The organism is Methylobacterium sp. J-090 (assembly GCF_022829345.1).
Taxonomy (GTDB): Bacteria; Pseudomonadota; Alphaproteobacteria; order Rhizobiales; family Beijerinckiaceae; genus Methylobacterium.
Genome location: NZ_JAKSXV010000020.1, coordinates 1 through 12,878, shown reverse-complemented (window position 1 = coordinate 12,878; position 12,878 = coordinate 1). Strand labels below are relative to the sequence as shown.

Below are 12,878 nucleotides of genomic sequence, written 5' to 3'. Positions count from 1 at the left end.
CTCGGGAACGCACAGACTTAGGGTGCTGCGGGGGTCTTATCGAGGATGCGGTCGCTGCGCCCCAGGGCGGCGGCGACCTTGTCCTCGATCCAGTCCCAGGCCTCGCGTTCGGCGGGCCCGGCGGTCTTGGCGATCGCGATGGCGTGATAGCGCATCTCGGTCAGAATCTTCTCGGGCTCCAGCATGTGGAGGCGCGTCGAGAGGATCGCTGCCTCCAGCACCGCCGCCTGCGCGCGGTTGTAGCCGAAGAACGGGATGTGGGCGGCGGAATGGACCATGCGTCCCCGATAGCGCGGACGGGTCTCGTCCGGTTCCACGCCCACCACCTCGAATTCGGCGTGGCCGAAGCTGTCGGCCAGCCGCCGTCCGGGAATGCAGTCGCAGGGCAGGGTCGCCCAGTCGCGCCGTCCGGTGACGGCGCCGGCGATGACCCGGACGTCGCTCGGGCTCGATGCGGCGAAGACCGGGCTGGATTCGAGGTTGAAGATGGTGGGCGAGGGCCGGAACGGGGCGAGCACCCATTCCGCCCCGTCCTGGATCAGCCCGAACGGCACGAGGTGCAAGTCGCCTGCGGGCGACGTGGTGGTGACGACGGTCTCGAGGATCAGCGGCACGGGGTCACGCCTTCCCGGCCGGGACGAGTTTTTCTGCCGGGACGAGCTTGCCGCAGACGATGCGGGCACCGGCATCCGGGGGCGTCTCCGACACCGCATCGGCGGCGGACGTCTCCCCCGGCCCCACGGTCTCGGGCCGGCCCGCATCGGCCTCGGGCGATGTGCGGTCGCGCGTCGTCCCGTCCGGGCCGGAATGCTTGGTGTGCCCGGCCTTCTTGAATGCGGTGGTGTCCTCGACCTCGGCGTCGGCGGCCGCACCCCAGACCAGGGCCTCGTCCTGCACGTAGCGCTTGCCCAGCCGCCACGCGGTCTCGGCCTTGGTGAGCTCGCCGCCGAGATAGAAGGCGTGGGCGCCGTCCTGCGCCACGTCGAGGTTGGGGAAGAACGCCATGGCGTCGGTGCCGATGGAATGGATGTCGCGGTTGAACACGTGGATGCCGTCCTCGGCGACCGCGATGCGGTAGTTCGGATCCTTCACCTCGGCCGCCTGGGCCGCGATCTCGTCCGGGGTCTGCACATAGGGGCGCTTGTCGTGGAGCGCCAGGAGGGAGCGGCCGTAACCTTTCGGCAGCGCCGAATCCGCCTTGGCCGCGTACATCACCCGGCGCGCCGCGTCGTGCTCCTCCACCGTGCGGCGGGTGTGGTTCGAGACCTGGACGATGAGCACATTGCGGATGGCGAGTTCCGAGCACATGCCGACGAGCAGCGCCGTGACCCCGAGGCTGTCGGCCTCCGTGAGCTCGGTGAGATTGCCGGTGCCCATCATCATCTCGATATCGGGCCAGCGGCGGCGCGTCTCGTGATAGCGGGTGATGGACTCGACGAAGCCGAAATGGATCGGCTCGAGGATCGGGTCGGCCATGTAGGGGCGCCCCGCCTTCTCCATGCGCTCGATGGCCCGGTCGAGGGAGGCGAGGTCGTCGGGCCGCACGGGCACGAGGACCGGCACCGCGTCGGTCTCGAAGGCGAGATCGAGGGTGTCCTCGTTGAGACTCAACAGGTAGTCGGCGCCCGCCTTGGCGCCGCGGGTGAGTTCATCGAGGGAGAAGGAATCGACGCTGACCTTGAGGCCGGCGCCCTTCAGGAGACGGACGCAGTCCTCGAGATGGGGGAAATCCGTGTCGGGCAGGCCGCCGAGATCGATGACGTCGGCGCCCCGGCGGGCGAGATCGAGGCCCTTCGCCAGGATCTGGTCGGGATTCATCTTCGAGGCATCGACGATCTCGGAGAAGATCCGCAGGTCGTGGCGCGACAGGTCCACCTTGCGTCCGGCGAGACCCAGATAGGCCGGCAGATCGACGATCTCGTCGGGGCCGCGCTCCACCGGCAGGCCGAAATGCTGCGCCAGGGCCTCCGGGTTGGCGCGGCAGCGGCCCGGCAGGACGATGCGGGTGGCGCCTTCGGGAATCGTCACCCGGCGGCGGATGATCTCCTCCGTCATCAGGGCCGCGACCTTCACCCCGGCATCGGCGATGCTCCAGGCGAAGCGCTCGGCCGGGAGCGTGGCGGCGACCTTCTCGAGGCGCGCCTTGGCCATGCGGCCGGTGATGAAGACGAGGTGTTCGGGGGCGTTCACGCGGCTTCCCGCATGTCCGAGGGACCGCGCAGGACGATCTCGCCCGAGTAGCGCGCCGCGAAGGCCGGGAAGGCGGCATCGACGAGGCCGAGACGGGCGAGCTCTTCGGGCTGCGCTCCCATGGGTACGAGGGCGGATTTCACCAGGACGCAGCGCGGCGCGCCCCGATGCGTGGCGAACCACACGGCGAGGCTGTCCGAGGTGACGGCCCAGGTCTCCGGGATGTCCGGATGCCCGGCCTTGAGGGCGACGGGGTCCCAGACCGGCACGCCGCCCCGGGCGAAGATCGTCGATGCCGCATCCCACGTCGTCGCGATGCGCAGGCGCGGCTCGAATGCCGAAAAGATCTCGGCCATGCGGCCCATGGCGTCGAGGGCGAGGCGATGGGCCAGGGCGTCGCCGAAGCCGAGGGCCGCCTGGGACGTGCGAACCGCGTCGGCGAACGGCCCACCGCCGGGGACCACCACGCAGGGGCCATCCCGGCCTTCCGCGAGGCCGGTGAGGACGGCGCGCAGGCGGCCGGCGTCTGACAGGAGGCTGCCGCCGACCTTCACCACCGTGAGTTCGGGGCTCATGCAGCGTCTCGGCGGGCGCGGGCGCGCAGAATCCGCATGGCCTCCGCCACCCGGGCCGGATCGAGGCCTTTCGTGCGATCGCTGTCGTGGCACAGGCCGCCCCGGAAGCCGAGGTACTGCGCGCCGAGGGGTGTGAGGGTCTCGATGTCGGCAAGCGCGAGGGAGCCGGCGAGGCCCGAGACGAGGCCGTGCCGGCGGCAGGCGAGGGTGAAGGCCGCGAGTGTCCGGGCCGGCAGGAGGTCGGGCAGGCGGCGCCCGTCCTTGGTCGCCGTGTCGATCATGGCGCCGACGAACCCGGCCGCCGCCAGGCGCGCCACTAGGCCGGGGGCGGGGTCGGGCTCGGCGAACAGCACGGCGATGAGCCGGCCGGGCGCGGCTCCCGCAGCCTCGGCCAGGTCCGCGTCGGAAAATTCTACGCGTACGGCAACCTTGACGTAGTCCACGCCCGTCGCGGCCATGGCGGCGACGCGAGGGGCGAGGGCGGCTCCCTCCGTCGGCTCGCCCGCCACGGCGCTGGTAACGGCGCGGGCACCGACGCGCGCGACGAGGGCGTGTACGGTCTCGACGGGGAGGGCGCCGAGAGCTCCGCGCACCGGGTCCTTGGCATCGACGAGGTCGGCGCCCGCGAGGGCGGCGGCCAGGGCCTCGTCGGCGTCGCGCACGCTCACGAGGAGGCGCGGGGCGGTGTCGCCGGGTTCGAAGGGGGAGGGCGTCAACACGGACGGTTTCGACTCGCTCGGACTCTTGTGATCGTCGGCGCGCGGACGGTGTCCTGCGCGGGACCACGCTCGCACGCGGTTGGCCCTACCAAAAAACCGAGGGCATCACGAGCGGTTCGGCAGGGGCTCGGTGAGCAGGCGGTTCTTCACCACCCAGCGCATGGCATGGGCCCAGGTGTCGTCGGTGTCGGCGCGGATCACCACCCGGCCGCCGCGTACGATCTTGCCGGTGGCGGCCTCCGCGATGGTGACCGTGAGGTTGAAGATCTGATTGGAGCCCTTCTCGACGTAGCCGCTCACGGCGAGGTCCGCCCCCAGGGTCTTGGCGATGGTGGCCGCGCAGCCGTCGCACTTGTAGAGGGGCGCCTGCTTGGCGATCTCGGCGGCCTGAGGTGCCACATCGACGGGTTCGACCGCATCGCCCAGGGCCTTGCGCAGTTCCTCCGTGACGAGGCCGAGGCGGCGGGTCTCGTCCGGTCGCGCCTTGCGACCGCCGACCACGCCAGGATCGAACAGCTCGATCCCGAAGATCGCCGCCTTCTCGGGTGCGGCCTGCGCGGGTGCCGCGAAGGCGAGGGCGAGCACGAGGCTCGCGCAGACGTGTCCGGCACGGGGGAGGGGGATCGATCGCGTCATCAACTCGCTCGTCTGGTATCGGCCGCAGGTCGGGAACCATCGGCAGCATGATGCCTGACATAGCGGCAGGCAACGCCGGGAAACGCCGGGCGATCCCGACACCCCTGCGGTATCCTGCCGGGTGCGGGCCGCCGCATGGAACGGGCGAGGCTGCGACGCGGGCTTATAATTTCCTTATCAAACGCCGATTGAGCGCGGCGGAACAATGTTGTTAGCGTGCCAGCCGCATGCTGGCCTCGACACGCTCCCCCCTCGCCCCCCTCGCCCTCGCCCTCGGGCTGGGCGGCCCGTGGTGCCTCCCAGCCGCCGCGCAGGAACCGGCGCGTTCGGCAGAGGCGGCGGCTCCCGCGCCCGCCGCGACGGAGACCCGCGTCGGGCTGATCTACCGGCCCGAGCCCGCCCCCTCCTCCTACGATGCCGAGGCCGCGCCCGAGGACGAGGGTGTCGCCGGCGCGCGCATGGCGATCAAGGACAACAACACGACGGGCCGCTTCACCAAGCAGACCTACACCCTCGACGAGATCGCCCTCGACGCCACGAAGAGCGCCGTCGAGGCCGCCCGGGAGCTGGTGGGTCGTGGCATCAAGTTCCTGGTCCTGGCGCTCCCCGCCGACGAGGTCCTGACCGTTGCCGATGCGGTGAAGGGGGAGGGCGTCACGGTCTTCAACACAGCGGCACCGGACGACCGCCTGCGCGGGGCCGATTGCCGCAGAAACGTGTTCCACGTCGTGCCGAGCCGGGCGATGCAGACGGACGCGCTCGCGCAGTTCTTCACCCTCATGCGCTGGCGCAAGATGTTCCTCATCATTGGCCCGCAGGACGGGGACCGGCTCTACGCCGAGGCGTTCAGGAACTCGGCCCGCAAGTTCAACCTCAAGATCACGGCCGAAAAGCCCTGGACCTTCGGGCCGCTCGCCAAGGCCCGCGGCGATACGCCGACCCGCTCCGAGGCGATGGTGTTCACCCGGGGTGTCGATTACGACCTCGCCATCGTGGCCGACGAGGCGAACGACTGGGGCGACTACGTCCCGTTCCGCACCGTCGATCCGCGCCCCGTGGCCGGCACGCAGGGGCTCATCGCCACCACCTGGCACCCGACCCTGGAGACCTGGGGCGCGGCCCAGGCGCAGAACCGGTTCCGGCGCCAGGCCGGCCGCCTGATGCGGCCCCTGGACTACCAGGCCTGGGCGGCCGTGCGCTCCATCGGCGAGGCGGCGACGCAGAAGAAGACCGTCGATCCGGCCGTGCTCGCGCCCTACTTCGCGGACCCGGCCTTTAGCCTGCCGGCCTACAAGGGCGTATCTCTCACCTACCGCCCGTGGGACCACCAGCTGCGCCAGCCGGTGATCGTGGTGCAGCCGAAAGCCATGGTCTCGGTCGCGCCTGAGCAGGGGTTCACGCACCAGCGTACGCCGCTGGACACGCTTGGGATCGATCTGCCCGAAACCGCCTGCAAGTTTCCCTGACTCGCCGGGGGGCTTTCCGACCCGCCGGGGGCATTTTTTCCAACCCGCCGGGGCCTGCGGCAATGCGTGACCGCGCGGCTTGCGGTCCGGCGCTCCCCGTGAGACGGGGCTGCACTATAGTAACGCACCACGCTCAACCGCGCGCGAGACAGCGGTGGGCCCGAGGAGGACACAGGATGAGCCGCGGCTTCAGGGCGAATGCGTCGGGATCGGTCGTGGCATGGGCGCTCCTTGCCGCCACGACCCTCGCCGGGACCGGTTCGGCCAGCGCCTACACGGTCTACGTGACCAACGAGAAGGGCAACTCCGTCAGCGTCATCGACAGCGAGACCCTGGCGGTGACGGGAACTTGGAAGGTCGGCCGGCGCCCGCGCGGCGTCACCACCAGCAAGGACGGCAAGGAGCTCTTCGTCTGCGCCAGCGACGACGACCGCATCGACGTCCTCGACACCAGCACTGGCAAGGTGGTGCGGTCGCTGCGCTCCGGGCCCGACCCGGAGCAGTTCATCCTCGGCCCCACGGGCAACCTGCTCTACGTCGCCAACGAGGACGACAGCCAGGTCACCGTCATCGACGTCGAGAAGAACAAGGTCATGGCCGAGGTGCCCGTTGGCGTCGAGCCGGAGGGGATGGGCCTGTCGCCCGACGGGAAGATCCTGGTCAACACCTCCGAGACCACCAACATGGCGCACTTCATCGACACCACCACGTTCCAGGTGATCGACAACGTGCTGGTGGACGCGCGTCCGCGGTTCGCCGAGTTCACGGCCGACGGGAAGTTCCTCTGGGTGTCGGCCGAGGTCGGCGGCACGGTGAGCATCATCGATGTGGCGGCGCGCCGGGTGGTGAAGAAGATCACCTTCAAGATCCCGAGCGTGAACGACGAGGCGATCCAGCCCGTGGGCATCCGTATCACCAAGGACGGGTCGAAGGCCTTCGTGGCCCTCGGGCCCGCCAACCGCATCGCGGTCATCGACGCCAAGACGCATACGGTGGAGAAGTACCTGCCCGTCGGCCAGCGCGTCTGGCAGCTCGCCTTCACCCCCGACCAGAAGCTGCTGTTCTCCACCAACGGCTCGTCCAATGACATCTCGGTGGTGGATGTCGCCGCCGAGAAGGTGGTGAAGAGCATCCCCGTCGGGCTGTTGCCTTGGGGCGTGGCGGTATCGCCGAACTGATTCTTTGGGAATAGCCCGCCCAACGCGTGGCGAGGGCGGTGCCGTGACGGCGAACGCCATGGGGCGGCAAACGGGAGGATCGACGGACGTGATGAAGCGAACGATGTGTGCGGCGGCCCTCTGTCTCGCCGCCTGGACGATGGCCGGGCCGGCGCTCGCCCTCGATCTCACGAAGAAACGCGCCAACCTGCCCGATCTCGTCCTCGGCAACGAGGAGGGCAACGATTTCGTCGTCGAGAACCGGGAGATCGAGCTCGAATCCGGCAAGGCCTACCGCCTGCGCATCGTCGCCAAGGGCCGGCAGGAGTACAAGTTCTACGCCACCGAGTTCTTCCGCAACATCTGGTTCAACCAGATCGTCATCCAGCACCTCGAGATCCACGGCAGCGGTCCGCCGGATCACCTCGAATTCGACGATCCGGGCGAGATCGCCATCGAGTTCGTGACGATCAAGCCGGGCGAATACCCCTGGTCCGCCCGTGGCCTCGAGGCCAAGGGCATGACCGGCAAATTCATTGTGAAGTAGGTTTCTTCCATGCGCGTCTCGCTCTTTGCCCTTGTAGCGCTCTTGATCGCCGGCCCGGCGCTCGCCGACGACAAGGCCGCCTGCACGGACGGGATCGGCATGATCCGGGGGGAGCTCGGCAAGAACCCGGCCGAGCCCCTCCAGGGCAAGCTCAAGAAGGCTCTCCGGGTCGCCGAGCGCGAACTGGGCGAGGGCGAATTCGACGAGTGCCTCGATGCCGTCGGTGATGCCCGCCGGGCGTTGAAGCCTTGAGTACCAGCCCCATGGCGGAGACCGCCGCCCTCGATGTCGCCAACGTGAGCCATCGCTTCGGCACCCGGGCCGCCCTGTCGGACGTGTCCCTCAGCGTTGCGCGCGGGCGCTTCACCGCCCTGCTCGGCCCCAACGGGGCGGGCAAGACCACGTTGTTCTCGGTGATCACCCGGCTCTACGCCAACCAGGACGGCCGGGTCTCGATCCTCGGCCACGCGCTGGACCGGGAGCCGAGCCGGGCGCTCGCCCGCCTCGGCGTGGTGTTCCAGGCCCGTACCCTCGACACCGACCTCACCGTGGCGCAGAACCTCCTCTACCATGCGAGCCTGCATGGCATGACCCGTAAGGCGGCCAAGGAGCGGATCCAGACGCTGCTCACCCGCGTCGGGCTCATGGATCGGCGCGACGACAAGGTCCGCACCCTGTCGGGCGGCCAGTCCCGGCGCATCGAGATTGCCCGCTCCCTCATCCACGGTCCCCGTCTGCTCCTCCTCGACGAGCCCACCGTCGGTCTCGATCTCGAATCCCGCGCCGACATCGTCGCCATCGTGCGGGCGCTGGTGCGGGAAGAGGGTCTGTCGGTCCTGTGGGCGACCCACATCTTCGAGGAGATCGAGGCGGGCGACGCGGCCATCGTCCTGCACAAGGGCCGCATCGTCGCGCGCGGCACCGCCGGCTCTATCGCGCAGGGCACCGAATCCCTGGAGGCCGCCTTCCGCCGCCTCGTCGCCGAACCCGCCAGGCAGGCTGCATGAGCGACATCCTTACACCGGCCACCGCCGACAGGCCCGTGACGCATCTCGGGCGGCTCGATGCCGTCGGTTACCTCATCTGCCTCGGCGGCATCGTCCGGCGGGAGCTGCTGCGGTTCTTCAATCAGAAGGAGCGGTTCTTCTCCGCCCTGGTCCGACCGCTGGTGTGGCTGTTCATCTTCGCGGCGGGCTTCCGCAACACGCTCGGCGTCTCCATCGAGCCGCCCTACCAGACCTACGTGCTCTACGAGGTCTACGTGGTGCCGGGTCTCGCCGTGATGATCCAGCTCTTCAACGGCATGCAATCGTCCCTGTCGATGGTCTACGACCGCGAGGTCGGCTCGATGAAGGTGCTTCTCACCAGCCCCTACCCGCGCTGGCTCCTGCTGCTCGCCAAGCTGATTGCCGGTGTCACCGTCTCGGTGGTGCAGGCCTACGCCTTCCTCGCCATAGCCTGGTTCTGGGAACTCGACATTCCGACCATCGGCTACGTCGCGGCGCTTCCCGCCTTCATCGCGGCGGGGCTCATGCTCGGCTCCATCGGCCTGCTCCTGTCGTCCATGGTCAAGCAGCTCGAGAACTTCGCCAGCGTGATGAATTTCGTGATCTTCCCGATGTTCTTCGCCTCCTCGGCCCTCTACCCGCTCTGGCGCATCCGCGAATCCTCGGAAACGCTCTACCTCATCTGCATGGCGAACCCCTTCACCCATGCGGTGCAGCTCGTGCGCTTCGCCCTCTACGGGCAGTTCGCGCCGCTGGCCTGCGCCGTGGTGCTGGGGACAACGCTCGCTTTCTTCACCCTCGCCGTCGTCGCCTACGATCCCGGCCGTGGCATCATGGCCCGGCGCGGTGGCCCGGCCGGAGATCCCGCATGATCCGCTCCGTTCCCCTCTCGCTCCTCGTCCTCGGCCTGTCGGTCGCTCCCGTCCTCGCTCAACCCAAGGGCGACCCGGACTGGCCCTGCGTCCAGCGCAAGGTCTCCACCCTCAGCCCCGGTACGGTCTGGACCGGGCCGGATCTCGCCGAGGCCGGCGCCTGGGGCGACGATTTCGAGGCGGCGCAGCTCGCCCAGAAGATCGCGTCGCGCCGGACGCCGCTCAGCGAGGTCGATCCGCTCCTCGATGCCTTCGCCGAGACGGCCGGGGCCGAGAAGGGCAAGCGCCTCACCCGGGTGTTCGCCGGCGTGTTCGAGGTTCTCAACGGCGAGCGCAACAAGGTCATCGCCGGCATCGGCCGCTATGCCCAGGGTCAACGCCGCATGGCCGAACGCATCCGTGACGAGGCCGACAAGATCAGCGCCACGAAAGACGGGCCGAGCGCGCAGGATGCCCGCGACATGCCCAAGGAAGCCTCGGAACTGGAGACCAAATTCGCCTGGGACCGGCGCATCTTTCAGGAGCGCAGCCAGTCCCTGACCTATGTCTGCGAGGTTCCGACGCTTCTGGAGCAACGCCTGGGCGAGATCGCCCGCCGGATCCAGGCGCGCCTCTGAGCCATCAGACCAGCTCGGCTCCGCTGGCCACCGTCATGGCCGCGCCGTCCGCAATCCGAGCCATGCGATGGTGGGCCTCAGGGAGGAGAATGCAGCCGTCGCATTCTGCTTGATGTCCAAAAAATTCGGGCCGACTATTGCCGGATTCTCCCGGGTCGATTAGGCAATTTGGCGAGACGGCGCGGCGCGACGCGGGGAGGTTTCAACACCCCGAGACGCATTTCGCCCTCTTCCTCGGAGAACGGTTCCGTTCTCCGCCTCGACCTAGGAGATTCGTACTATGGCTTCCCGTTTGTCCGCTGCCGTCCTGCTCGCCGCCACCCTCGGGCTCGGCGTGGCTGCGCCCGCTTTCGCCGCACCCGCCACCGTCGCGGCGTTCGATCCCGACAAGGACGGCACCATCGACCTCAAGGAGGCGCAGGCCGCCGCGGCGAAGCAGTTCGACGTGCTGGACCCGGACAAGGACGGCACCCTCGACGCCAAGGAGCTGAACGGCCGCCTCACCGCCGCCGAGCTCAAGGCCGCCGATCCGGACAGCGACGGCACCCTCGACAAGAAGGAATACCTCGCCGTGGTGGCCGCGCGCTTTAAAGCCGCAGACCCGGATGCCGAGGGCACTATCGACGCCAAGGAACTTGCTTCGCCCGCCGGCGCTTCTCTCGCGACGTTGTTGCAGTAAGCCGTTCCCGAGTGGGCGGCCGTCCCTCAAGGAAATCGTTGATGCAGGTTCGTTACATTCTGCCGGCCGCCCTCGTGATGCTCGGCTCCGCCGGGCCCGTCCTCGCTTCCTCCTGCACCGATCAGATCGCCACCATCGAGCGGCGTCTCGATAGCGTCGGTGCGGAGAAAGTCACCGGCAAGGAGCCGGCGGGTGGCCCGACCTCGTCGCACTCGGCCAAGGCCCTCGACCAGCCCCCGGCCGGCAAGCCCACGGACCCTTCGACCACGGCGAGCGCCGGAGGCGTTTCCGAGGCGCGCGACCTCATCAAGAAGGCGCGCGCTCAGGACAAGGCCGGTGACACCAAGGCCTGCGAGGACACCATGACCCAGGTCAAGGAAAAGGCCGGCGCCCTGCCGTAGCCAACCCCTTCCTCACCTCGTATCCATGAAGGGCCGTCCCCAGCAGGGGGCGGCCCTTTTTTGCAGTCAGGGCGTGCGCAGGGCGGCGGCGACCTCTGCCATGAGGGGCCGGCGCGCCACTTCGGCCTGGACGCAGGTCTCCGCCAGGGCCGTCAGGTCGGACAGGGGGGAGGGGCAGCGGGCCAGCAATTCGCCGAGCAGGATTCCCCAGGCCCTCACCTCGATGCGCTGGAGGGCCTCGCCCCCGGCCCCCTCGGGCAGGCGGCACGCGGCGCCGAAATCGCTCAGGACCGCGTCGCCCGCCGTTCCGTCCCACAGGACGTTGTGGCCGTAGAGGTCGCCGTGGAGGAGGCCGCGGGCGTGGAGATGGGCGGTCGCGGCCGCGAGGCTTCGGGCGATGCGCCGGACCGTGTCGGCCTCGAAGCGCAGGGTGGACTCGTAGACGTCGCGGCTACAGCTCGCGAGGCTTGGTGGACCGGCGAGAACCCGCCAGTTCTGCGGCAGGCGCGGCATCACCAGGCCCTGGGCACCTGTCGGATGGTCGACGAGGCGGCCGAGTCCGCCCGTGAGGTTCGGATGCGTCCCGGCCGCGAGGCAAGCCTCCATCTCGCGCTCGGGCAGGCCGTCGCTGGTCATGGCGCCCTTGAACAGCTTCAGGGCGACGGCCTCGCCGGGTCCGGTGCCGTCCCGGCGCCACAGGGCGGCGAACACTTCTCCCGAAGCGCCTTCTCCGAGCCGGTCACCGGTCACGAGATCGGCCCAGGGGATTCCTCTGCCGCCGATCGGTGCCGGTATGCCCTCCAGTGGATTGCCGGCCCAGGTCGGCCAGGCCAGGGCCGGCAGGGTCGCGAGCCAGGCCGGCAGGGCGTCGAACCCGTTGGCGGAGAGCCTGATCAATTCGAGGCTTCGGGCATCCGCGAGGCTTTCGGGGAGGGCGGTCAACCGGTTGCCCGACAGCATCAGCTTCTGCAGGTGAGGGCGCCGCCCGAGGGCCCCGGGCAGGGTCGCGATTCGGTTGTCCGTCAGCGTGAGCCAGCGCAGGGACGGCGGCAGAGCCTCTTCGGGGACCTCGCCGATTCCGCAGCCGCGAAAGCCGATTTGGGCAAGGGCCGGGCAGTCGCCGAGGGATGGCGGCAATCGGTCGAACGGGTTGCCGGAGCAGAACAGCACCCTGAGCTTGGTCAGGCGCCCGAGATCGTCCGGCAGCGTGGTGAGAGATCCGGCGCCGAGGTCGAGGACCTCCAGGCTGTCGGCGAGACCAAAGATGTCGCGCGGGAATTCGTCGAAGCCGCCTGAAAAGCGCAGCTCGTGCGTGCCCAGGAGATCGCCACGTGCCAGGGCCTCGAGTTGTCGGGCCGTGCCTGCGTTCGTCACCATCTCCGCTGCTCCCGCCGGCCGGATCGGCCGCCTCAGGGGGCGTCGCCGATCCGCACGCGCGGATCAATACGCGTTCTGGGTCCGGAACAATGACAGGGGGGTCGCGAGCATGATCCGGATGTCGAACAGCACGGACCAGTTCTCGATGTAGTGCAGGTCGTGCTCGACGCGGCGCTGGATCTTGTCGCTGGTGTCGGGCTCGCCGCGCCAGCCGTTGACCTGCGCCCAGCCGGTGATCCCCGGCTTGACCTTGTGGCGGGCGCAGTAGCCCTGCACCACCCGGTCGTAGAGGCGGTTGGTGGCCTTGGCCTGGTGGGGGTGCGGGCGGGGGTCGGCGCGGGAAGGCGCACCCTTGACGACGTTGGACCGCTGCCGCATGTCGTCCAGCGACGTCCGGCGGATGAAGCGGCCCACCGGGGTCACGCGTGGGTCGCCTCGGGTGACCTGCCGGGCGGCGGCGAAGTCCACCTTGTCGTGGTACATCGAGCGGAACTGCTGCGCGGCGCGCCGTGACGTCTTCGAACGCGACGGCCCATCGGCCGCCCGTGACAGGTTGCAGATGCACTTCCAACAGGTGCCCCTGGAGCGTCACCTCGAAAGTGTGGGTTGCGGGCTGGGCCAAGGAGCGCGGCAGC

General features: G+C 69.4%; 15 protein-coding genes and 1 pseudogene. 9 read left to right on the top strand and 7 right to left on the bottom strand.

Annotated features, from left to right (window positions below):
- Positions 1-17 precede the first annotated feature (17 nt).
- From MKK49_RS02125 to MKK49_RS02105, 5 genes are all read right to left on the bottom strand, one after another.
- Positions 18-614, bottom strand: coding sequence for a DUF447 domain-containing protein (locus MKK49_RS02125; protein ID WP_244026414.1), 597 nt, complete (start codon positions 612-614; stop codon positions 18-20).
- A gap of 4 nt (positions 615-618) precedes the next feature.
- Entirely contained in the window at positions 619-2,190 is a 1,572-nt protein-coding gene (locus tag MKK49_RS02120; protein ID WP_244026413.1) for a DUF6513 domain-containing protein, read from the bottom strand.
- The gene (locus tag MKK49_RS02115) at positions 2,187-2,765 is read right to left on the bottom strand and encodes a uridylate kinase (protein WP_244026412.1); all 579 of its coding nucleotides are present in this window, start codon (positions 2,763-2,765) and stop codon (positions 2,187-2,189) included. Before MKK49_RS02115 ends, MKK49_RS02120 begins: the two co-directional genes overlap by 4 nt.
- Positions 2,762-3,484, bottom strand: a complete 723-nt coding sequence (locus tag MKK49_RS02110) for a (5-formylfuran-3-yl)methyl phosphate synthase (RefSeq protein WP_244026411.1) — start codon at positions 3,482-3,484, stop codon at positions 2,762-2,764. Before MKK49_RS02110 ends, MKK49_RS02115 begins: the two co-directional genes overlap by 4 nt.
- 105 nt (positions 3,485-3,589) lie before the next feature.
- Positions 3,590-4,120, bottom strand: a complete 531-nt coding sequence (locus MKK49_RS02105; RefSeq protein ID WP_244026410.1) for a DUF3280 domain-containing protein — start codon at positions 4,118-4,120, stop codon at positions 3,590-3,592.
- 227 nt (positions 4,121-4,347) lie between these two features.
- On the opposite strand from MKK49_RS02105, the gene MKK49_RS02100 reads away from it, so the two are divergent.
- From MKK49_RS02100 to MKK49_RS02060, 9 genes are all read left to right on the top strand, one after another.
- Positions 4,348-5,586 (top strand): ABC transporter substrate-binding protein, encoded by a 1,239-nt coding sequence (locus tag MKK49_RS02100; RefSeq protein WP_244026409.1) that lies wholly within the window; start codon positions 4,348-4,350, stop codon positions 5,584-5,586.
- A 176-nt stretch (positions 5,587-5,762) separates the two neighbouring features.
- Entirely contained in the window at positions 5,763-6,764 is a 1,002-nt protein-coding gene (locus tag MKK49_RS02095; protein ID WP_244026408.1) for a YVTN family beta-propeller repeat protein, read from the top strand.
- A gap of 91 nt (positions 6,765-6,855) precedes the next feature.
- Positions 6,856-7,290: a hypothetical protein gene (locus MKK49_RS02090; protein ID WP_244026407.1), complete on the top strand. Its 435-nt coding sequence runs from the start codon at positions 6,856-6,858 to the stop codon at positions 7,288-7,290.
- 9 nt (positions 7,291-7,299) lie between these two features.
- Positions 7,300-7,542, top strand: a complete 243-nt coding sequence (locus tag MKK49_RS02085; protein WP_244026406.1) for a hypothetical protein — start codon at positions 7,300-7,302, stop codon at positions 7,540-7,542.
- 11 nt (positions 7,543-7,553) lie between these two features.
- Complete coding sequence (locus MKK49_RS02080) at positions 7,554-8,297, top strand: ABC transporter ATP-binding protein (protein ID WP_244026405.1); 744 nt, start codon at positions 7,554-7,556, stop codon at positions 8,295-8,297.
- Complete coding sequence (locus tag MKK49_RS02075; RefSeq protein ID WP_244026404.1) at positions 8,294-9,169, top strand: ABC transporter permease; 876 nt, start codon at positions 8,294-8,296, stop codon at positions 9,167-9,169. The genes MKK49_RS02080 and MKK49_RS02075 overlap by 4 nt, the downstream gene beginning before the upstream one ends.
- Positions 9,166-9,786, top strand: a complete 621-nt coding sequence (locus MKK49_RS02070) for a hypothetical protein (RefSeq protein ID WP_244026403.1) — start codon at positions 9,166-9,168, stop codon at positions 9,784-9,786. The genes MKK49_RS02075 and MKK49_RS02070 overlap by 4 nt, the downstream gene beginning before the upstream one ends.
- A 280-nt stretch (positions 9,787-10,066) precedes the next feature.
- A complete protein-coding gene (locus MKK49_RS02065) occupies positions 10,067-10,465 on the top strand; it encodes an EF-hand domain-containing protein (protein ID WP_244026402.1) in 399 nt (132 codons plus the stop codon).
- Positions 10,466-10,506: 41 nt separating this feature from the next.
- Positions 10,507-10,866 carry a hypothetical protein gene (locus MKK49_RS02060; protein WP_244026401.1) on the top strand — a complete coding sequence of 120 codons (360 nt, stop codon included), beginning with the start codon at positions 10,507-10,509 and terminating at the stop codon, positions 10,864-10,866.
- Between the two features lie 66 nt (positions 10,867-10,932).
- Here the strand turns inward: MKK49_RS02060 and MKK49_RS02055 are convergent, their stop codons facing one another.
- Both MKK49_RS02055 and MKK49_RS02050 read right to left on the bottom strand, forming a co-directional pair.
- A complete protein-coding gene (locus tag MKK49_RS02055) occupies positions 10,933-12,243 on the bottom strand; it encodes a leucine-rich repeat-containing protein kinase family protein (protein WP_244026400.1) in 1,311 nt (436 codons plus the stop codon).
- Positions 12,244-12,306: 63 nt separating this feature from the next.
- Positions 12,307-12,738 (bottom strand): annotated as a pseudogene (locus tag MKK49_RS02050) (sugar transferase); the annotation flags it as partial.
- Positions 12,739-12,878 lie beyond the last annotated feature (140 nt).